The sequence below is a fragment of the Metasolibacillus sp. FSL H7-0170 genome, assembly GCF_038593115.1.
In the GTDB taxonomy this organism is placed as follows: domain Bacteria; phylum Bacillota; class Bacilli; order Bacillales_A; family Planococcaceae; genus Metasolibacillus; species Metasolibacillus fluoroglycofenilyticus.
In genome coordinates this window covers 1,833,855-1,855,044 of sequence record NZ_CP151964.1, presented here as the reverse complement: position 1 = coordinate 1,855,044, position 21,190 = coordinate 1,833,855, and the positions used below count along the sequence as shown (strand labels likewise).

At 33.8% G+C, this 21,190-nt stretch carries 18 protein-coding genes; all 18 read left to right on the top strand.

All coding sequences use genetic code 11. From position 1 onward, the window contains the following. Window positions 1–29: 29 nt before the first annotated feature. The 18 genes from MHH70_RS08620 to MHH70_RS08535 all read left to right on the top strand — a co-directional run bounded on the left by MHH70_RS08620 (window position 30) and on the right by MHH70_RS08535 (window position 21,184). Complete coding sequence (locus tag MHH70_RS08620; protein WP_342473093.1) at window positions 30–2,558, top strand: S-layer homology domain-containing protein; 2,529 nt, start codon at window positions 30–32, stop codon at window positions 2,556–2,558. 195 nt (window positions 2,559–2,753) lie between these two features. Then, window positions 2,754–3,251, top strand: a complete 498-nt coding sequence (locus tag MHH70_RS08615; RefSeq protein ID WP_342473092.1) for a tetratricopeptide repeat protein — start codon at window positions 2,754–2,756, stop codon at window positions 3,249–3,251. 15 nt (window positions 3,252–3,266) lie between these two features. After that, on the top strand, window positions 3,267–4,838 hold the full coding sequence (locus MHH70_RS08610) for an O-antigen ligase family protein (RefSeq protein ID WP_342473091.1): 1,572 nt from the start codon (window positions 3,267–3,269) through the stop codon (window positions 4,836–4,838). Then, complete coding sequence (locus MHH70_RS08605; RefSeq protein ID WP_342473090.1) at window positions 4,822–5,736, top strand: Wzz/FepE/Etk N-terminal domain-containing protein; 915 nt, start codon at window positions 4,822–4,824, stop codon at window positions 5,734–5,736. Before MHH70_RS08610 ends, MHH70_RS08605 begins: the two co-directional genes overlap by 17 nt. Before the next feature lie 20 nt (window positions 5,737–5,756). Beyond that, window positions 5,757–7,583: a nucleoside-diphosphate sugar epimerase/dehydratase gene (locus MHH70_RS08600; protein WP_342473089.1), complete on the top strand. Its 1,827-nt coding sequence runs from the start codon at window positions 5,757–5,759 to the stop codon at window positions 7,581–7,583. A gap of 185 nt (window positions 7,584–7,768) precedes the next feature. Next, entirely contained in the window at window positions 7,769–8,971 is a 1,203-nt protein-coding gene (locus MHH70_RS08595; protein ID WP_342473088.1) for a glycosyltransferase family 4 protein, read from the top strand. An 18-nt stretch (window positions 8,972–8,989) separates the two neighbouring features. Beyond that, the gene (locus MHH70_RS08590) at window positions 8,990–10,012 is read left to right on the top strand and encodes a nucleoside-diphosphate sugar epimerase/dehydratase (protein WP_342473087.1); all 1,023 of its coding nucleotides are present in this window, start codon (window positions 8,990–8,992) and stop codon (window positions 10,010–10,012) included. Further along, entirely contained in the window at window positions 10,009–11,118 is a 1,110-nt protein-coding gene (locus MHH70_RS08585) for a capsular polysaccharide biosynthesis protein CapF (protein WP_342473086.1), read from the top strand. Before MHH70_RS08590 ends, MHH70_RS08585 begins: the two co-directional genes overlap by 4 nt. 1 nt (window position 11,119) lies before the next feature. After that, a complete protein-coding gene (gene wecB / locus MHH70_RS08580; protein ID WP_342473085.1) occupies window positions 11,120–12,250 on the top strand; it encodes a UDP-N-acetylglucosamine 2-epimerase (non-hydrolyzing) in 1,131 nt (376 codons plus the stop codon). Then, entirely contained in the window at window positions 12,243–13,067 is an 825-nt protein-coding gene (locus MHH70_RS08575) for a hypothetical protein (RefSeq protein ID WP_342473084.1), read from the top strand. Before wecB ends, MHH70_RS08575 begins: the two co-directional genes overlap by 8 nt. Window positions 13,068–13,191: 124 nt before the next feature. Further along, window positions 13,192–14,163, top strand: a complete 972-nt coding sequence (locus MHH70_RS08570; RefSeq protein WP_342473083.1) for a hypothetical protein — start codon at window positions 13,192–13,194, stop codon at window positions 14,161–14,163. Between the two features lie 16 nt (window positions 14,164–14,179). Beyond that, window positions 14,180–15,070: a glucose-1-phosphate thymidylyltransferase RfbA gene (rfbA, locus tag MHH70_RS08565; protein ID WP_342473178.1), complete on the top strand. Its 891-nt coding sequence runs from the start codon at window positions 14,180–14,182 to the stop codon at window positions 15,068–15,070. 11 nt (window positions 15,071–15,081) lie between these two features. Continuing rightward, window positions 15,082–15,648 (top strand): dTDP-4-dehydrorhamnose 3,5-epimerase, encoded by a 567-nt coding sequence (gene rfbC / locus MHH70_RS08560; RefSeq protein ID WP_342473082.1) that lies wholly within the window; start codon window positions 15,082–15,084, stop codon window positions 15,646–15,648. Continuing rightward, window positions 15,645–16,484, top strand: a complete 840-nt coding sequence (gene rfbD / locus MHH70_RS08555) for a dTDP-4-dehydrorhamnose reductase (protein ID WP_342473080.1) — start codon at window positions 15,645–15,647, stop codon at window positions 16,482–16,484. Before rfbC ends, rfbD begins: the two co-directional genes overlap by 4 nt. 1 nt (window position 16,485) lies before the next feature. Next, the gene (gene rfbB / locus MHH70_RS08550) at window positions 16,486–17,454 is read left to right on the top strand and encodes a dTDP-glucose 4,6-dehydratase (RefSeq protein ID WP_342473079.1); all 969 of its coding nucleotides are present in this window, start codon (window positions 16,486–16,488) and stop codon (window positions 17,452–17,454) included. A gap of 55 nt (window positions 17,455–17,509) precedes the next feature. After that, on the top strand, window positions 17,510–18,583 hold the full coding sequence (locus MHH70_RS08545) for an EpsG family protein (protein WP_342473077.1): 1,074 nt from the start codon (window positions 17,510–17,512) through the stop codon (window positions 18,581–18,583). Between the two features lie 30 nt (window positions 18,584–18,613). Next, window positions 18,614–19,480, top strand: coding sequence for a glycosyltransferase family 2 protein (locus tag MHH70_RS08540; protein WP_342473076.1), 867 nt, complete (start codon window positions 18,614–18,616; stop codon window positions 19,478–19,480). Between the two features lie 441 nt (window positions 19,481–19,921). Next, the gene (locus MHH70_RS08535) at window positions 19,922–21,184 is read left to right on the top strand and encodes a glycosyltransferase (RefSeq protein ID WP_342473075.1); all 1,263 of its coding nucleotides are present in this window, start codon (window positions 19,922–19,924) and stop codon (window positions 21,182–21,184) included. Window positions 21,185–21,190 lie beyond the last annotated feature (6 nt).

Genomic DNA, 21,190 nt, shown 5'->3' with positions numbered 1-21,190 from the left:
TATTTGAAATATGAGGAGGAAATTTTTCAATGGCTAACCAACCAAAGAAATACAAAAAATTCGTAGCAACAGCTGCGACAGCTACATTAGTAGCATCTGCAATCGTACCAGTTGCGTCTGCAGCAAACTTAAGCGACATCGCTGGTAACACACACGAAGAAGCAATCAACGCATTAGTTGATGCTAAAGTTATCTCTGGATACCCAGACGGTACTTTCAAGCCTAACAAAGCTTTAACTCGTTCTGACGTAGTTAAATTATTAGGTAAATACTTAGAAACTGAAGGCTATGAGCCAGCTTCAAACTGGAAAACTAGCCCAGCTTTCGCAGATTTAAAAACTACTTCTAACGAAGAATTATTAAAATACGCTTCTGTAGTTAAAGAAGCAGGCGTATTCGTAGGTTCTCACGGCAACTTATTACCATCTGACCTAATCACTCGTGAAAACATGGCATTAACTTTAGTGCGCATGGTAAACACTTTAGAAGGTGTTAGCTTAGAAGAATTCGTAGCTGGTCAAGACTTCAACGGTGACGTTAAAGACTTAAACCAAGCTAAAGCAGAAGCTCGTTCAGCGATTTCTGTATTAGACTTCTTTGATATCACAAACCCAGCAGTATCTAACTTCAACCCAAAAGGTAACACTACTCGTGGTCAATTTGCTACTTTCTTATACAAAACAGCAAACACTGACTTCAGCAAAGCTCCATCAAACGAAGCTTCTGATGTAGTACCTGAGAAAGTTGATTTAGTTGAAAAGTCAATCCAAGGTAAATTTGGTGAAAACGTCACTTTAAAAGTTAAAGTAACTGTTAAACAAGGTGAATCAGCAGCTAATATTCCTGTGACATTTGCTATTAACCCTACAGGTGATGAGTTATTAGCTAACCAAATTAAAGAAGAGATTTTAACTGATGCTAACGGTGAAGCTACTTATACTTATACTCGTTACGATAACTACGCTGCTCCGATTAAGGATACAGTTGTTGCGTATGCCACAACTGAACCTAAAAAAACAACAGCTGGTACTGTTTATTGGGGTCAATCTTTAACGGTTACTGACGTTACTGAGAAAAAAGAGTTAGCTAACGGTGAACAAAAAGTTTACAAAATTAAAGGTGCTAAAGAAACATCTTATTTTGTAACATTTGAAGAAAATATTAATGTTGCTCCAGATAAAGCTGTTCGTAAAGCAAAAGTTTTAGGCTTAATGGGTTATAAAGGTGCTAAAAATGCTGATGGTACAGATAAAAAAGAAACTGTAGATAACTTATATGAATACACAACTGGCGGACACGTTGTTGCTATCGTTACAACTGACCGCAATGGTGAAGCTAACTTAGTTGTAACAGGTGAAGATGCGACATTTACTCCTGTTGTTTATGCAGGTGATACAACGAAACGCACTGCATATAGCAGCCGTGCATTACAAGCGAAAGCTTCTACTGTAAAGTTCACTGCTGAAGCAATTTATGATTTAACAATTGAAGCTATTGGTAAACAATCTGCAGCTAAATGGATTAGCGATCAACAAACTGGTGGTCGTGACTATGAAGTTACGTTAAAAGGTAAAGATGGTAAAGCATTAGCAAATGCTGAAGTTAAAGTTGGATTCAGCAAAGCTACTGGTACTAGCGAACCTAATAACATCAAAGTTTATAATGCAAGTAAAAAATTAACTGATGGTCCATTAGCTAAAGTTACATCAGGCGATACTACTTATGTTGTAGTGAAAACGGATAAAGATGGTAAAGCGAAAGTTACAGTAACTGGTTTAGATAATGACTATGCAACACCAATCGCATTTATCGGTAACTCTTTAACTGATAACCGTATTAAAAAAGAATCTGAAATTGTATACTTCCACGAAGTTGAATTGCATGAGTATACTAGTGAGTTAAAAGTTACAGATGGTCAAGATGCTGTGGAACGTATTGGTCAAGGTCAAGAAGCGGTATTTACTTATCAGTTATCAGATCAAAACGGTAAACCACGTGCATATGATAAGAAAACATTTGTTACTTTTACAGTTCGTGCTGGTGCTTCGGCTGTAACAGTTACTGATGCACTTGGCAATGTGAAAAACATTCCAGCCTATGGATATGATGAAGTTAAAGCTGAATTATTAGGTAATTACGCAGATCATTCAACTGCAATTAAAGTTACATCAGCAGGTGTGTCTGATGTAGCCGTTACTGCAACAGCAACGGCTGAAGGTTTATCTAGCCTAGCAACAATTACTAAAACAATTAAATTTGTTTCTGGTGCAAGTACACCAGCATTTACTGTAAGTGCTAATGTTGCTAACGGTGTAACAGCAACTGTAGATTCAGTTACTTTAACATTCACTGAAGCTGTAACTTCAAGCGAAGTTATTGTTGGTTTCCCAGCAGGCGGTACTACTGTTGGTGCTACATCAGATAACAAAGTATTAAATGTATACTTTAATACTACTAAGTTATCAGCTGCACCAAACAACACATTCTCAATTTCATACAAAGGTAAAACTTATAACTTTGTATATAATACAACAACAGGTGCTATTAACCTTCAATAGTAGTATATAAGAAGACCATGGAAAATGTATTTTGTTTTCCATGGTTTTTTACTATTGTAAAGATTTTTTGTAATGTTTTTGAAACATGAATGTCACTAGAAATTATCCTAGCAAAGTAAGGAAAACAAAGAGCAAATAGTGTATAATAGATATGTTATTTAATTACGTAAAATTTAGAATTTAGAGGTTTGAGATATGAATATAAGTGAAAAAACTAGAAAATACATATTACTTGGCTTAGTGGTGTTTATATTAGGCGGTTTGCTCATTGCTAACGTGCTTGCAAGTAAACAAAACGAGACGTTTCAAACAGAAGACTTTTTGTATCAGCAGGCAATTCAGTTTTATCAAGCCGGCAATTATGATGAAGCACAGAAATTAATAGCAGATTTAGTTGCAGAAAAAGCTAATTCTGAAATGGTTAATTATTTGGCGGGATTGAACGCTGCCAGTTTAGGAGAATATTCTGCTGCTGCTATCTATATGCAAAAAGCACTTGATATTAACCCGCATAATGTAGAAGCACCAATGTTCATGCTACAATTCGGAGAAATTCTATTTTCGGCTGAACGATATGATGATGCTAAAATTGTGTTAGAGCGATGTAAAGAATGGAACTGGCAGCCCGAAGATTACCCAGAGTATCAGGAACAAGTACAGGGAATGTTAACGCAGATTGAAAATATGAAATAAGGAAGGTAGTTATACATGACTTCTTTTTATAAAGAACTTCATCAGTCAGATGGGATGAACGATGAAAAAGAAAATGCACAGTCACGAGCAAGTGTGGATAAGTGGATTTTTAGATTATTATTATTATTGTTAGGGTTAGCACCACTTATTGTGCTGGCGCATGTTGAACAAGTAGTAAGTCCGTTAATTTCTAATCAGGAAACTTTAATTTCAGGTACTAAGGGCGAACTATTCACTCACTTTAAAGCACTATTTATTTTAGTAGTTACATTAATTGCAGGAGCACTGTTATTAGCTAAGGTGTTTTTTATGGGAGGAACAATACGTAAAACATTCTTAAACTATGCTTTAGGCATCTTCGCTATTATGATTGTTATATCAACAATCGCTTCACCCAGTATATCAATTGCGTTAGATGGACTTTATAATCGATCTGATGGGGCGATTAGCTGGCTATGCTATGTTGTTTTAATGTTTATCGCAATGAACATCGAATACCCTAAAAATGCGATGAAATACATTTTATACACAATGATGCCTTTTGTTGTAATTAACCTATTTATTATTACAATGAACTTTTATGGGAGAGATTTATTGCAATACGGCTGGATTAAGGGACTGATTTCAATGACCTTGCCTGAAGGAGGAGCAGTTGGTGAAGGCTCTCAATTAGTAGGTACATTAAACCAATGGAACTATATGAGTGGAATGTTTGCTATTATGACGGTGATGTATTTGATGGCAGCAGTTTTAGAAAAAGCTAAGAGGAATTCATTTAGCTATTTAGCATTTTCTTTAATGTCATTTGCGATACTTCTTATGTCGATATCTACGTCGGGATTTTTAACATTGATTATATTGCTACCAATTATAATATTTGCAGCATTAAGAAATGAGAGTAAGGCAAGACACCTTATTATAATAGCAATTTTCATTTTAGCTAGTGTACCAATTTTTCATATGCTAGCAAGCAAAGAGACTCGTGTTTGGACGGAGTCTATTGGGTTTGTAATAAAATCAAATCCATATGAAGATAAAAAAGAAGAGGTTTCTGTTTATAGAGGAAAGTATAATGTTGAACTAATGTCTAAGGCGTATGCGGCAGAAAAGTTTGAGTTACCTGAACTTCCAACAAGACAAGCGGGTGCTGCTTCGGGACGAATTTATATTTGGAATAAGTCTATTGAACTTGTAAAAAATCGACCTCTTCTTGGTTATGGAATGGACACTTTAATGTATAATTTTCCTCATACGAATATCGAAACACGCGCCAATTTTTGGTATGACAATATTATAACAGACAAACCACATAGTCTTTATGTCGGTTGGTTATACGGAACAGGGGTAATTGGCTTTTTGAGCATGATAGGAATAATATTTTTCACCGTAGCGAAACCATTGAAAGAGGTTTACAAAAATAATAATTCTATTTTATGGATTATGGGTATCGCTTGGGCGGCCTATTTAATACAAGGATTCTTTAATGACAGTCTCCCTAGTATTTCGGCACCTATGTGGATTTTAGCGGGTATCATGATGACATTTACATTTACCAACAAGGAGATTACTAATGGAAGAAACAATTGAATTGCGAGAAATAATTGATATATTATTAAAGGGTAAGTGGTTAATTGCAATTTGTACAATCATTGCTTTGCTCTTTGCAGGAATTGTTAGCTGGTTTGTATTAGAAGAACAATATGAATCAAAGGCCGTTGTACAAATTTTAAGTGGTGTACAAGATGCAGGAATCATGTCGAATTACGTCGCAACAGAATTTACGCCAACAGTGTATATGCAACGTATGCAAAATGTCGAGCAAAATAAAAAGTATTTTAAAGCAAATGGTATAGATGATTTTATAAAAGAAAATTTAACAGTATCAAATCAGCCGAATACAGATTTAGTAGAAATGAAATATACAGCGAATACCCCAGAGGATGCACAAAAATATTTACAGCTCGTAATGGAAAAAACAAAAAGTGAAGTAACCTCTTCAATGAAAGAAACGCTAAATCAATTAGAAGAAACATATTTAATAGAATCGAACAGCTTATCTAGTGAAATTGAACAGTTAATGTCAAGCTACAACGATGTCATCACAAAAAATAAACTACCAGAAGTGCTTATTTTACAAACAATTTCTTCATTACAATTTGTATTGAATTTAACAACTGAACAATCAAGTGCGTTATCAAATGTAACGGGATCAATCCAAAATGAATTATTACAGCTAAAAGCACAAATTGATATTAAATCAGGAGAGTATCATTCCGTATTAGCAAAATATCAATCTGTAAAAACAGGTTTAGATAGTTTTAAAGCGGATCCATTTATTCGTGTAATTATTGATCCGACTTTAGCGGAATCTCCAACTTCTCCAAATAAAGTATTAAACTTGGCGGTTGGATTAGTGTTAGGGTTAATGGTTGGTATCGGTTTAGTATTTTTCCGTTCTTACTGGAAAGCATCTGCTACAAAGTAAAATGAAAGAGGTAACAAAAAATGAGTTATAAGTTAAGATATATCATATTTTTTATAATGGACTCATGTATTGTTCTCTCTGCAATTTTTATGAGTTATTGGCTACTACACCCTACATTAAATGTTTATTCAGATAAAGTAATTGTACTGAGTGCGATTACTTTGTTAATAAGTCATCACATCGCCGCGTATTTTTATAAGCTTTATACGAGAGTGTGGAGTGTTGCGTCTGTTCGTGAGTTATTAACTATTGCATATGCGGTAACGATTTCTGTAATTTCAGCAAGTATTTTACAGCAACTTATTAATAATGATATTTACTTTCGAGTGATGGCAGTAACATGGCTGTTGCATATTATTATGATTGGAGGTTCAAGGTTTTTATTAAGGTTGTTACACGATAAGGAATCTTTTAAAAATCCTACTAATATTAAGCGTGTATTAATTGTCGGAGCAGGACAAGGTGGCTCAATGCTTGCAAAGAATCTTCAAAATACAAGTGAAAAAGACATACAGGCAGTTGGCTTTGTCGATGACGATGTTAATAAAAAGCATTTAAATATAATGGGCTTACCTGTTTGGGGAACAATAGACGATATTGCGAAAATCGTAGAAAAAAAGCAAATTGATGAAATTATTATTGCCATCCCTTCGCTTTCAAAAGCAGGCATCAAAACGATTTATGATAAATGCGCAACAGCAAATGTAAAAATTAAAATCATGCCAAAAATTGAAGATGTCATGACGGGTAAAGTTTCTGTTAATGAGCTGAGAGATGTCGATATTAATGATTTGCTCGGTCGTGAAGAAGTAAAGCTAGATATAATTGCCATTTCGGAAAAATTGACCGATAAAGTCATTTTAGTAACAGGTGCAGGTGGCTCAATTGGTTCTGAGATTTGTCGTCAAGTGATGAAGTTCCAACCGAAAAAACTACTCCTATTAGGACATGGTGAAAACTCAATTTACAATATTAGTATGGAACTTCAAGAAAAAATTGAAAGCGATTCGGTTATCATTCCAATAATTGCAGATATTCAAGATCGAGAACGCATTTTTGAGATAGTCGAGCAGTATAAGCCGCATGTTATTTATCATGCCGCGGCCCACAAGCATGTCCCGCTAATGGAGTATAATCCCCGTGAAGCAGTAAAAAATAATATTTTTGGTACTAAAAATATTGCAGAGGCAGCTCATACGTATGGTGTGAAACGTTTTGTTATGATTTCGACAGACAAAGCGGTTAACCCACCGAATGTAATGGGTGCTACAAAACGAATCGCGGAAATGGTTGTGCAAGATTTAGCGTCACGAAGCAAAACGAACTTTGCGGCAGTTAGATTTGGTAATGTACTCGGCTCGCGTGGTTCAGTAGTTCCACGTTTTACAGCCCAAATCGCAGCGGGTGGTCCAGTAACGGTAACTCATCCAGATATGACGCGTTACTTCATGACAATTCCAGAAGCAAGTCGACTCGTTTTGCAGGCGGGTGCATTAGCTAAAGGTGGCGAAGTGTTTGTGTTAGATATGGGCGAGCCAGTAAAAATTGTGGATTTAGCGAAGAATGTGATTCGACTTTCTGGGTTTACGGAAGATGAGATTCAGATTGAGTTTACAGGTATTCGTCCTGGTGAGAAGATGTATGAGGAACTTTTAAACCCTGAGGAGATTCAGGAGGAGAATGTGTATCCTAAAATTCATGTTGGCAAGGCGAATACACTTGGAAATGAAGAATTGTGCTTACTTTTGAAAACGATATCGGAACTAGATTCTAATTTAGTGAAATCAATAGTAGTTGATGTTGCGAATAATAAATATTATAAAATACAGGCGAGTGTTGATTGTTGAAGAGAAATCGATGGAAATAATAATAAATTTCGTGGTAAATTTACTAGCAATATCAACACTTCATGTGTGAGTAACTGAACAAAAATACATTCAAGAAGCATTTATTTGATTCAAAAAAAATATTCGAAATTTATAGTGTATGCTTTGTAGTATTGATGAAGTTTTAGGAGAATAGGAAGGTACACATGAATATATTATTCTTAACAATCGGGACATTAAACGATGTAGAGGAGAGAGGACTGTATACAGATTTAATAAGAAAATTTAGAGATGAAGGCCATAGTGTATTTGTAGCTAATCCTAGAGAAAAAAGGCTAAATCAGGAAACAGAGCTTATAAAAGAAAAAGGTGTTACTTTCTTAAGGGTAAAGATTGGTAATTTGACGAAAACAAACCTTATTGAAAAGGGGGTTGCAACATTAAGAATAGAGGGACAGTTTTTAAAAGCTATACAAAAATATTTTTCTGACATTAAATTTGATTTAGTACTTTACTCTACGCCCCCTATTACGTTTGAAAAGGTAATTACGTACATAAAAAAACGTGATCAAGCAAAATCCTATTTATTATTAAAGGATATCTTCCCGCAAAATGCAGTTGATTTAGGAATGTTCAGCGAAAAAAGTGTTTTTAATAAATACTTTACTTACAAGGAAAAGAAGTTATATTCAAACTCTGATTATATCGGTTGTATGTCACCTGCAAATGTAGATTTTGTGGTACAACATAATCCTGAAATTGATGCTAATATCGTAGAAGTTTGTCCAAATAGTATAGAACCTATGTCAATACAAATAGAGGATTCTACGAAAAAAGCAATTAGAGAAAAATACAATATTCCAGTAGATAAGATTGTTTTTATTTATGGTGGAAATCTTGGGAAACCACAGGGAATCGATTTCTTAATCGATTGTTTAAAAGCAAATGTAACAGATCTGGATATTTATTTCGTTATTGCAGGCTCTGGTACGGAGTATAAAAAGTTATCCTCGTTTTTTGAAACAGAAAAACCTAAAAATGCGCAATTATTCTCACAGCTACCTAAAAATGATTATGAGTTATTAGCAAACTCTTGTGATGTTGGTTTAATTTTTTTAGATAATCGGTTTACAATACCGAATTTCCCATCAAGATTACTTTCATATATGCAAGCATCTATGCCAGTATTAGCTGCAACAGATGTCAATACGGATATTGGAAGAATAATTGAAGAAGGACAATTTGGTTATTGGTGTGAAAGTCGACAAGTAGGGGACTTTAATAAGGGGTTACATATGTTCAAAAATCGACAACTTCGTAAGCAAATAGGGGAGAATGCGAGACAATATTTAGAAGAGAATTATACGGTTCAGCATTCATATGACATTATTATGAAGCATTTTAAATAAATTATAAGAGGTAATCATATGTTCAAAAATAAAACATTACTCATTACAGGTGGAACAGGTTCTTTCGGAAATGCTGTTATGACACGTTTTTTACATACAGATATAAAGGAAATTCGCATTTTTTCTCGTGATGAGAAAAAGCAGGATGATATGCGTAAAAAATATCAAAACGATAAGCTTAAGTTTTATATTGGTGACGTACGCGACATTAATAGTGTTAAAAATGCATTACATGACGTAGATTATGTGTTCCATGCAGCAGCACTCAAACAAGTACCTTCTTGTGAATTTTTCCCGATGGAAGCAGTAAAGACGAACGTTATTGGAACTGAAAACGTAGTAAATGCCTCAATCGAAGCAGGTGTAAAAAAGGTAATTTGCCTATCAACTGATAAAGCGGCTTATCCAATTAACGCTATGGGTATTTCTAAAGCAATGATGGAAAAGGTTTTCGTGGCGAAAGCCCGTACGGTGAATCCTGACAAGACACTTATTTGTGGAACACGCTACGGGAATGTTATGGCATCACGGGGATCCGTTATCCCACTATTCATTGAACAAATTAAAAACGGTGAGCCACTTACGGTGACAGATCCAGAAATGACACGCTATTTAATGAGCTTGGAAGAAGCTGTAGAACTAGTAATATTTGCATTTGAAAACGCAAAAGCAGGTGATATTATGGTACAAAAATCACCTGCTTCGACGATAGAAGATTTGGCAAAAGCGTTACTTGAGCTATTTGAAGTGGACAATAAGGTCCGTGTGATTGGAACACGTCACGGTGAAAAGTTGTACGAGACATTATTAACACGAGAAGAATATGTGGTTGCTGAAGATATGACTGGATTTTACCGTGTACCAGCTGACACGCGTGATTTAAACTATGGTAAGTTTTTCGAACAGGGCGATAAAAATTTATCGGCTGCAGAAGAATATAACTCACATAACACGTACCGCCTAACGATTGAAGAAGTGAAGGAAAAATTATTAGAGTTAGATTATGTTCGCAGTGAGCTGGAGGCTTGGAGAGCAAAATGACAATTGTAATTACAGGTGCAAATGGCTTTATTGGCAAAAACTTAGTGGCTGATTTACAGGCAAAGGGTTATAACCAAATTGTTCAAATTACCCGTGAAACGACAGAAGAACAATTGGAAAATGCGTTACAGCAAGCGACATTCGTCTATCACTTAGCAGGCATTAATCGCCCGCTAAATGAAGGGGAGTTTATGGTAGGTAATCGCGATTTTACTGGTAAGATAGTTGGGATTTTAAAGCAATATAATCCTACTTGTCCGGTATTAGTAACATCTTCTACACAAGCGGAGCGTGACAATGCGTACGGTGCGAGTAAGCGAGCAGGGGAAGAGGCTGTTCGTGATTATGCAGCTAATACAGGTGCAAATGTCTATATTTACAGACTACCCAATGTTTTTGGGAAATGGTGCAAGCCGAATTACAATAGTGCTATTGCAACGTTTTGTTATAACATTAGTCGTGAGTTAGACATTACGGTAAATGATTCATCTGTTTCGATGAACTTAGTGTATATTGATGATGTTATTGAGGAATTTGTGAATGTACTAAATGGTAAAGTAAATCGTGTAGACGCTTTTTGTGAAATTCCAGCGGTGCATACTAAGCAACTGGGTGACATTGTAGAGCTACTGCATTCATTTAAACGTAGCCGCGAGGAACGAGCGATTCCAACGATGACGGATTCATTTACGAAGGCATTATATAGTACGTATTTAAGCTATTTACCAGAGGACCAATTTAGCTATCCATTAAAGATGAATGTCGATCAGCGTGGTTCGTTTACAGAATTCATTCGCACGGCAGATCGTGGTCAGGTTTCTATTAATGTATCGAAGCCTGGGATTACGAAGGGCAATCACTGGCATCATACAAAAAACGAGAAATTTTTAGTTGTAAGCGGTCAAGGTGTCATTCGTTTTCGTAAAATTGGCTCACAAGAAGTAATCGAATATTTTGTAAGTGGTGAAAAACTTGAGGTAGTTGACATTCCAGTTGGCTACACACATAATATCGAAAATTTAGGTGAAACAGATATGGTAACTGTGATGTGGGTGAACGAGCTGTACGACCCAGAGCGTCCAGATACGATGTTTTTGGAGGTATAACATGAAAAAACTAAAGGTGATGACGGTTGTAGGGACAAGACCAGAAATTATTCGTCTGTCAGCAGTTATCCATAAATTAGAGCAATCAGAAGCGATTGAACATATTTTAGTACACACAGGGCAAAACTATGATTATGAATTAAATGAAGTCTTTTTCAATGATTTTAATTTGAGAAAACCAGACTATTTTTTAAATGCTGCAACAGGTACAGCTATTGAAACTGTCGGCAATATTTTAATTAAAATTGATCCCATTTTAGCAGAAGTACAACCAGATGCCTTTTTAGTATTAGGCGATACGAATAGCTGTTTATGTGCCATTGCAGCCAAACGTCGTCAAATTCCAATTTTTCATATGGAGGCCGGAAACCGATGCTTTGACCAACGCGTACCAGAGGAAACAAATCGAAAAATTGTAGATCATACAGCAGATATTAATCTGACGTATAGTGATATTGCACGTGAATATTTATTACGCGAAGGCTTGCCAGCAGACCGTATTATTAAAACAGGTAGTCCGATGTTTGAGGTATTAAATTCACGTAAAGAGGATATTGCAAAATCAGATGTGTTGGAAAGACTAGATTTAGCGGAAGGCAAATATTTCCTCGTATCAGCGCACCGTGAGGAAAACATTAGCTCGGAACGCAATTTCTTTAATCTAGTGGAATCGTTAAATACGATTGCAGAGAAATATGGTTTTCCAGTTATTGTTAGCGCACACCCGCGTACGCGTAAGATGATTGAGGAAAAAGGCATTGTTTTTAATCCATTAGTACGAACATTAAAGCCATTAGGATTTAATGATTATAATAAGTTGCAAGTAAAAGCGAAGGCGGTTTTAAGTGATAGTGGAACTATTAGTGAAGAGTCTTCAATTTTAGGGTTCCGTGCACTCAATATTCGTGAAGCTCACGAGCGTCCAGAGGCGATGGAAGAGGCAGCTGTTATGATGGTTGGTCTTGGTGTAGAGCGGGTTATGCAGGGCTTAACGGTATTAGAAACACAGCAGTTGAATATTTTGCGTTTAGTAGCCGATTACTCGATGCCGAATGTTAGTGACAAGGTTTTGAGAATTATTTTGAGTTATACGGATTATGTTAAGCGAGTGGTGTGGAGTAAAAATGAGTAGTATAGTAATAACGGTTATTAATTATGCAAATGAACAGGAAGTTATAGAGTACGCAAAAATGCTAACCAAACAAACTATAGCGGAAAATTTAAGGTTAGTGGTGGTTAATAATAAATCAACTGAAAATGTTGAATTTAATTTAGAAGATGAGCTCTCAAAAATTAATTTAAACATAAAAGTGTATATACCAGATGAGAATCTGGGGTACCTAAATGGATGTTTTTATGGATACGAAAAATTTTTAGAATGTGAAATAAAAAGTGATATAAAATGGAGCGTTGTTAGTAATACCGATATTTTAATTGAAGATGAGAAATTTTTTGAGAAACTATATGTTAATAAATATAGTGAAGATATTTGGTGTATAGCTCCTTCTATTTATTCACCTACCACTCAAACTTTTCAAAATCCACAATATCTTGAAAGACATAGTTTAGAAAAGTTGAATCGCATAATAAAAATCCATAGCAATAAATATTTTGCATATGTATATGCTAAGTTAGCCACGTTTAAAGCAAGAAATAAAAATACTTTAGAAAAGGAAAGCCAATTCGTTTATTCGGCTCATGGTTGCTTTTTTATTTTAAATCCTAAATTTATGAAATCGTTGAGTACAGAAAAGTACGGAGCTTTTTTATATAGTGAAGAAGCATTTATTGCTGAAAGTATTAGAAAGCATAACAAAAAATGTTTTTATGATAATTGTTTAAAATTAATACATTTTGAGAACTCTGTAACTGGATTATTAGGTGTGGAGAAAAGAGCAAAATATATTAAAGAGTCCTTACAGTATATAGTAAATGAATTTTATAGGTAACAGTTAAAGGAATGATATAGCTATTAAAATATTGATAACATTACTTTCTTCAAATACGTATGAAGGTGGAAATTCGAGAAATAAAGCCTTTTATAAGTTTTTGAAAAATAAAGAGTATAAAATTTTGAATGTTTTCCCTAGAGGGATTTTAAACAGATTGTGTTCTTTAGTGAGAGTCTCATGGCTATTTTTGTTTTCTAAGAACAATAAAGTGGTGATAAATGGAAATACACTTACTCAAGGTATATATAAATTACATTTAGTACAGTATCACTTTTATGCTAAAATCTTAAATTTGATCTTAAATAGGGCAGCAAAACAAAATCAACTTATAATAGAAATTAATGATTTGAACTATGAACAATCCATTGATTTAGAATTAAATTCAATTACTGAAAAATACGATTTACTGGAACGAGAGGTTTTATTCAATTTAAATGATGTCCAATATATTTTTGCTTCTAAAAAGATGAGACAGTATGCCATCAGGAAATATAATATTGATAAAAATCTTTGTTTTACGATTATTAATGGGGGAGACATAGTCAGGAAAATTCCAAATGAATTCACTTCTCCAATTAATAAAAATGAAAAATTGAAGTTTGTTTATGCTGGTACTTTAAATAAAGGAAGGCAGATTGAAGAGTTATTAGAGCTTTTTTCTAGGGTTTTGGAGGTAGAGTTATATTTATTAGGATCAGGTGGAGAATGGATAAATAATAATACAATGTCTATTCAAAATGTATTTTATTTAGGTGCTTATGAGGAACAAGAGGCAATGAAAATAATGTCTTTATGTGATATGGGAGTAATACCTTATGCAGAAGATAGATTATACTATAATTTATGTTATCCTACTAAGGCCTCTACTTATATAACGTCTGGTATACCGTTTATATCTACTAAATTGGATGAAACAATGATTTATTTTAAGAATAGAGAAACAGCGATATTTGAAGATTTTAACAAATGGGATGAAGTAATTTTAAGTTTGAATAAAAAACAAATATTATTGATGAAAAAAGAGGTTAATAATATAAAAGAAGAATTTTTATGGGATGAATTGATTATGAAGGAAGAAAAACTATTTTCTTAAAGTTAGAGGTGAAATGATGACAAAAGGTATTATCCTAGCAGGTGGTAGCGGCACACGCCTTTACCCATTAACAAAAGTAGTATCAAAACAATTACTACCAATTTACGATAAACCGATGATCTATTATCCACTATCAGTTTTAATGTTAGCTGGGATTAAAGAGATTTTAATTATTTCAACACCAGAGGATTTACCACGTTATGAGCAGTTACTAGGAGATGGGTCGAACCTAGGTATCAAATTAGAGTATGCAGTACAACCTTCTCCAGATGGTTTAGCGCAAGCGTTTATTATCGGTGAACAATTCATTGGTGATGACTCGGTCGCTTTAATTTTAGGCGATAATTTATATTATGGACACGGTTTAACGAAGTTATTACAAAATGCTGTCTCACGTGAAGAAGGCGCAACGGTATTTGGTTATTATGTTAATGACCCGGAACGATTTGGTGTAGTAGAGTTCAATGAAAATGGTGTTGCAAAATCAATTGAGGAAAAGCCGGCACAGCCAAAATCAAACTATGCTGTAACCGGGTTATATTTTTATGATAACCGTGTCGTTGAAATTGCAAAAAATATTCAACCTTCTGATCGTGGTGAGCTTGAAATTACAGATGTAAATAAAGTCTACCTAGAACAAGGTGACTTACACGTTGAAATTTTAGGACGCGGTTTTTCATGGTTTGATTCAGGGACGCATGAATCATTATTAGAGGCGTCGCAGTTTATAGAAACGGTAGAAAAACGTCAAAGCTTAAAAATTGCCTGTTTAGAGGAAATTGCTTATGTAAAGGGCTATATTACAAAAGAGCAATTATTAGAATTAGCAGAGCCATTGAAAAAAAATCAATATGGTCAATATTTAATCAGATTAGCAAATGGCAACCAGCCAATTTATAAACTGTAGGAGCGAGCGTAATGAAAAAAATTGAAACAACATTACAGGATGCTTACATTATCGAAGCAGCTGTTTTCGGAGATCACCGAGGCTTCTTTATGGAATCATACAATAAGGAATCATTCCAAAAAATCGGTATCGATATCGAGTTTGTACAGGATAATCATTCATTATCGGAAACAAAGGGTACGTTACGTGGTCTACATTACCAGTTAGAGCCAAAAGCACAAACAAAGTTAGTACGTTGTACACGCGGCGCCATTTTAGATGTAATTGTCGATGTACGAAAAGGTTCACCTACATATGGCAAATGGGAAGCCTTTGAGCTTACTGCTGAAAATAAAAAACAATTACTTGTCCCAAAAGGCTTTTTACATGGTTTTTATACACTGACAGAAAATTGTGAAGTACAGTACAAAGTAGATGAATATTATGCTGCTGACTGCGATCGAAGTGTAAAGTGGAACGATGAAACATTAGCCATTGATTGGCAAATTTCGACGTCACCCATACTATCTGCAAAGGATGAAAAGGCTGTTTCATTTGCTGAAATGGATAATAATTTTGTATACGGTGAGACAAAATGAAAATCTTTGTAACGGGGATTAGTGGGCAGTTAGGATATGATGTTTTAAAAGAAGCTAAGAAACGAGGTATCGATATTGTTGGTACCTCTTCTAAGGAATTAGACATTACAGATGAGCAGGCGGTTAAGAATTGCATAGCCTCAGTGAAGCCTAATGTCATTATTCATTGTGCAGCGTATACAGCTGTGGATAAAGCAGAGGAAGACCGTGATACTTGCTACAACGTTAATGTGAACGGGACGAAATATTTAGCTGAGGCAGCAGCTAAGCATCATGCGAAGTTCGTTTATATTAGCACAGATTATGTATTTGATGGACAAGGTAATCAGCCTTTCAAGGAAACAGATAAGACAAATCCGATTGGCTATTACGGTGAAACGAAGCTACAAGGTGAAAAAGTAGTGCAACAACTGCTTGAAAAGTATTTTATCGTGCGTATTTCATGGGTTTTCGGGAAGAATGGGCATAATTTTGTGAAGACGATGCTACGTTTAGCAGAGAGCTATGAAACGGTGTCAGTGGTAGGAGATCAGTTAGGCTCCCCAACGTATACGGTTGACTTAGCTAAAGTGCTACTTGACATGGTACAGACAGAAAGGTACGGAATTTATCATGCTTCAAATGAAGGCTTTTGCAGTTGGGCACAGTTTGCGGAAGCTATATTTAATGAGGCAGGTAAAGCGACTGCTGTAAAAGCAATTACAACAGCAGAGTATCCGACAAAGGCTAAACGACCAGCTAATTCAAAAATGGATAAATCAAAATTAGCTGAAGTGTTTTCAGCATTACCAACATGGCAGGATGCATTATCACGATATTTAAAGGAGCTACAATAACATGACTAAAAATATTTTAATTACCGGTGGTGCTGGTTTCATCGGCAGTAATTTCGTACATTATATGCTTGAGCAGCATCAAGATTATCAAATTATTAATTTAGACTTATTAACATATGCTGGTAATCTTGATAATTTAAAAGACGTAGAAAATAATGAACGTTATACATTTGTACGTGGCGATATTGGCAACTATGAGCTAGTAGACTATTTAGTTAAAACACATAAAATCGATGTGATTGTAAACTTTGCGGCAGAATCACATGTAGACCGTAGTATTACAGATCCAGGTGTATTCGTGAAAACGAATGTGTTAGGCACACAGAACTTACTGGACGTAGCGAAAGCGAATAATATTGAAAAATATGTACAAGTATCGACTGACGAAGTATATGGAAGCTTAGGTGAAACAGGCTATTTCACAGAGACAACGCCGTTAGCACCAAATAGCCCATATTCAGCAAGTAAGGCTGGCGCAGATATGTTAGTGCTTGCGTATGCAGAAACGTTTGGTATGAATGTGAATATTACACGCTGTTCAAATAACTATGGTCCATATCATTTCCCAGAAAAGCTAATTCCTTTAATGGTAACGAATGCACTTGAAGGCAAAGAGTTACCGATTTATGGTGATGGCAAAAACGTGCGTGACTGGTTACATGTAAAAGATCATTGTGCAGCCATTGACTTAGTGATTCACAAAGGTAAGTCAGGCGAGGTGTACAATGTAGGTGGTCATAATGAGCGTACAAATAATGAAATCGTTCATTTAATCGTCGACTATTTAAAGGTGTCGAAGGATTTAATTAAACATGTAGATGATCGATTAGGTCATGACCGTCGTTATGCAATTGATCCAACGAAGCTAGAGACGGAATTGGGTTGGAAGCCACAGTATACGTTTGATACAGGAATTGTTGAGACGATTGAGTGGTATTTGGCGAATCGTGAGTGGTGGAGTAAAATATAGGGGATTAAAAAAAGTGATATTTTAACTACTAAAATTAAGAGTAGACGGTGGAGAAATGATAATTTTTTTTATATTAGTATGTTTTAGCCTATTTTTATTTTTAATTTCATTAAAAGTAAAAATAAATAATAAGATAATAGCATATATATATATTTTTGCTGTTGCATTACTTGCAACTTATAGAAGTGAAGATATACCTGATACTATAGCGTATAAAGAGTTTTATAATGCTTTAGGAAATAATTTAATCCAAAATATGAACCTTACTTATTTTGAACCAGGTTTTGTTACGCTAGCAACTATTATAAAATTAATAGGAGGTAATAATCACCAAGTATTCTTTTTTATAATCACTCTTTTAAATTTAACTTTAATATATAAAGGTATTAGAATATTTTATAAGTATGAAGTAAATGGAACTCTATATATTCAAAGATCTATAAAATATGTTGTTCCATTAGTTTTATACGTATTTACATTTGGATATGTTTTTAATTTTATAACTTTGAGGGCTGGGTTGGCATTCTCCTTTTTATTTTTGGCACTAGCATATTATAAAGTTAATTATAAAAAATCTATATTATTATTTTTAATTGCTTTAAATTGTCATGATGCAATTATAATAATATTGATAATTATGCCCTTTTTAATTTTGAACATAAAACTAAAAAAGGTTATATATTACGTTTGGTTAATGTATATACCATTATTTTATTTTTTAGGAATTACTAATATTTTTATAGAATTTATATTCACCATTGTTAAAGGTATTCCGATAATATATGAGAGATTTTTCCCTTATATTGGCGAGGAGAATATAGTTAATGGTATCGGTTCTAGTCTCAGAATTGCTATATTTTTTGTTTTGGGATTAATTTTAATAAAAGGTTATACTGGAAGTTTAAAGTATAGTTTTATTTTAACAAGTTATTTCCTAGGGTTAACAATAAATTGTTTATTTATAAATTTAGCTGTAGTAGGGAGAATCTCAGAAATTTTTATGGCATTCGTCTTTGTTTTACCGGGGCTTTATTTGAATTATAAAAAATATACCTTAAAGTATTTGTTTGTTTTAATTATCATATTACTATATTTTATAATTTCTAATTTTAGAATTTCTGGATATTAACAAGTTCGAAGTAGAAAGGTATTATGATATATGATGAAAATTGATAATAAAGTCTGTTGTGTAATAGTGTCTTATAAAGATTATATAAGTTTAAAAAATACCATTAATCATATTTATGATCAAGTAGCTAAAGTATATGTGATTGATAATTATTCTAATTATAGTTATCAAGAAATAAAGGAATTAAAGTCTAGAAAAAATTTAATTTTTATTGAATTAGAAGATAATCTAGGTATTGCAAAAGCACTTAATATTGGTGTTAATTTAGCTCTTGAAGAAGAATTTAAGTTCATTTTAACATTAGATCAAGACTCTCAGGCTAGCGAAAATATGATAAAAAATATGATGGATATATATGCTAAAGATACGAATGGTGAAATAGGAATAGTTTGTCCTAAAATTTGTTTGTCAACCCAGGTACCTATAATCGAAAAATCAGTTACTCTAGTCAAAGTACCAATTACATCTGGAAACTTAGTTAGAGCCACTGTTTTTACTGAAATAGGGGGGTATGAGGAAAAGCTTTTTATTGATAGTGTAGATTTTGACTTTTCTTTAAGGGTTTCAAATGCAGGTTTGAAGATTTATCAGGTAAATAGCGCTTTATTATTTCATAGTTTAGGAGAGAAATATTCTTTGAAGATTCTTGGTAAAAATCTGATGGATATATCATTGCATTCTCCTTTGAGAAATTATTATATTTTTAGAAATCACATTTTTATTTGCAAGCAATATTTTACTAGTAATTTCTATTTTTGTTTCAAAAAAACTATATTTCTCATCATTCATAGTCTAAAAAATATCCTATTTCATGATAAAAAAATAAGTGTGACTAAATTTTCAATTAAAGGAACTATAGACGGATTTCTAGGGAGGTATGGTCCATTTAAAGGATGAATGGTGTAGTTATTCTATCAGTATAGGTTAAACTATGTTCACTCATTAATGTTACATAAAAATTTTAATGATTTGTCAAAAGCGCTAAAAGACTTGCATTGTAAATATAGACTTAATTTTTAGAATGCCCCCTCTGTTAGAATAGATGTCGTACGGGGCTAACATGATATTTTTTAAATAAAAACACGGAGATCAGACAAATGTAATTATAAAGAGGACGCGTACGGCACACAGCTGAATAAAAGCAGGCGATTGTTGCACGTATGATGCCACCACAGAATGAATCAGTAGCGAAATTAAGTGAAGAAACGTATCTGAGTATAGTATGCCAAATGTGTGTGATAAAGTGTTGCGAATTAACTATCGTACACAGATTACGTAAATCGAGTGGTTTGAGGTAAGGAGAGCTAATCATTATTTATTAAAGAAATAGGAGTAAATATGAAAAAAGGATTGATTATATCAAAAGAATATTACCCTTTATCAAATGGAAGTATAGCGTGCTTAGGGAATTTAATCGATAAATGGAAAGAGCAAGTCGAACTTCATGTAGTGTGCATGAAAAGTGACAATGATTCTCTTGAACATGAAGTTAAAGATGATTATCGCATAACAAGATTAAGTTATTGGGCAGATAATGCTCTAATTGCTAGACATGAATGGGCAAGAAAAATAGAGAGACATAGATTTAGTAAAGCAGCAAATTTATTATCAAAAATTATGTTATTTCCAATGTACATATTATCAAAGAGAAATGGTTTTTTATACAGTACTGCTTGGGCTAATAATGCAAGTAAAGCCATTATCAATGAAAATGAAACATATGATTTTGTTTTGGCGATGGGCGCGCCTTTTGACAATCTAGACGCTGCATTGGAAGTTTCTAGTGCCAAAAATATTCCTTTTTACATTTTACAATTGGATTTATTTACGTATAATCCAACGCACGATTTGACAAATACTGAATTGAAAAAGCAACATTTATTGAAAGAGATGAATTGGTATGAAAAAGCTGAACATGTCTTTGTGACTGAAGAAATGTATCCAACCGTTGTCTCGTCAGAATTAAATGTTTTTATCAATAAAATTACGCCTATTCGTATGCCAAATCTTATAAAGAATGATTTAGTAAAAGAATTGGATTTTTCGAAACTAGATGACATAAATATTTTGTACGCTGGTATGTTTTATGAGGATATTCGCAATCCTAAACAGATGCTCGAAATATTTGAATGTGTATTTAGTAAGTTACCAAATGTAAAGTTACATATAATGGGGTTTGGATGTGAGGATTTAGTAAATCAGTATAAACAGAGAAATCCCCGAAATATAATTTTACATGGTAGACAAGGGAAAGAAAAAGTTATTAAAATGACTACCGCTTCACAAGTGTTATTGAACTTGAGTAATAAAACTTTAACACAAGCACCAAGTAAAATTATTGAGTATATTGCGACGGGCAAGCCTATATTGAATTTCTATTCGCTTGAAGGAGACTTATGCGAGCGTATACTAGGGGCGTATGAGTACTCTTATTCAATAAAAGAAACTGAGCAAACATTAACAGAAGATGAGGTTAATTCATTATGTGACTTCATTGTATCTCATGCAGAGAAACAATTGCCTTTTGAAGTAGTGAAAGAAAATTATATTGAATATACCCCTGAATATGTGGCTAGGAAGATGACGGAAAAGATGAGGTAGTAAATA

What these genes read in the sequence shown, in the direction of transcription:
- MHH70_RS08590 (WP_342473087.1), top strand. Translation starts at nt 8,990, where the DNA reads ATGTTCAAAAATAAAACATTACTCATTACAGGTGGAACAGGTTCTTTC.
- MHH70_RS08600 (WP_342473089.1), top strand. Translation starts at nt 5,757, where the DNA reads ATGAGTTATAAGTTAAGATATATCATATTTTTTATAATGGACTCATGT.
- MHH70_RS08540 (WP_342473076.1), top strand. Translation starts at nt 18,614, where the DNA reads ATGATGAAAATTGATAATAAAGTCTGTTGTGTAATAGTGTCTTATAAA.
- MHH70_RS08585 (WP_342473086.1), top strand. Translation starts at nt 10,009, where the DNA reads ATGACAATTGTAATTACAGGTGCAAATGGCTTTATTGGCAAAAACTTA.
- wecB (WP_342473085.1), top strand. Translation starts at nt 11,120, where the DNA reads ATGAAAAAACTAAAGGTGATGACGGTTGTAGGGACAAGACCAGAAATT.
- MHH70_RS08615 (WP_342473092.1), top strand. Translation starts at nt 2,754, where the DNA reads ATGAATATAAGTGAAAAAACTAGAAAATACATATTACTTGGCTTAGTG.
- MHH70_RS08610 (WP_342473091.1), top strand. Translation starts at nt 3,267, where the DNA reads ATGACTTCTTTTTATAAAGAACTTCATCAGTCAGATGGGATGAACGAT.
- MHH70_RS08595 (WP_342473088.1), top strand. Translation starts at nt 7,769, where the DNA reads ATGAATATATTATTCTTAACAATCGGGACATTAAACGATGTAGAGGAG.
- MHH70_RS08575 (WP_342473084.1), top strand. Translation starts at nt 12,243, where the DNA reads ATGAGTAGTATAGTAATAACGGTTATTAATTATGCAAATGAACAGGAA.
- MHH70_RS08535 (WP_342473075.1), top strand. Translation starts at nt 19,922, where the DNA reads ATGAAAAAAGGATTGATTATATCAAAAGAATATTACCCTTTATCAAAT.
- rfbB (WP_342473079.1), top strand. Translation starts at nt 16,486, where the DNA reads ATGACTAAAAATATTTTAATTACCGGTGGTGCTGGTTTCATCGGCAGT.
- rfbC (WP_342473082.1), top strand. Translation starts at nt 15,082, where the DNA reads ATGAAAAAAATTGAAACAACATTACAGGATGCTTACATTATCGAAGCA.
- MHH70_RS08605 (WP_342473090.1), top strand. Translation starts at nt 4,822, where the DNA reads ATGGAAGAAACAATTGAATTGCGAGAAATAATTGATATATTATTAAAG.
- MHH70_RS08620 (WP_342473093.1), top strand. Translation starts at nt 30, where the DNA reads ATGGCTAACCAACCAAAGAAATACAAAAAATTCGTAGCAACAGCTGCG.
- MHH70_RS08545 (WP_342473077.1), top strand. Translation starts at nt 17,510, where the DNA reads ATGATAATTTTTTTTATATTAGTATGTTTTAGCCTATTTTTATTTTTA.
- rfbD (WP_342473080.1), top strand. Translation starts at nt 15,645, where the DNA reads ATGAAAATCTTTGTAACGGGGATTAGTGGGCAGTTAGGATATGATGTT.
- rfbA (WP_342473178.1), top strand. Translation starts at nt 14,180, where the DNA reads ATGACAAAAGGTATTATCCTAGCAGGTGGTAGCGGCACACGCCTTTAC.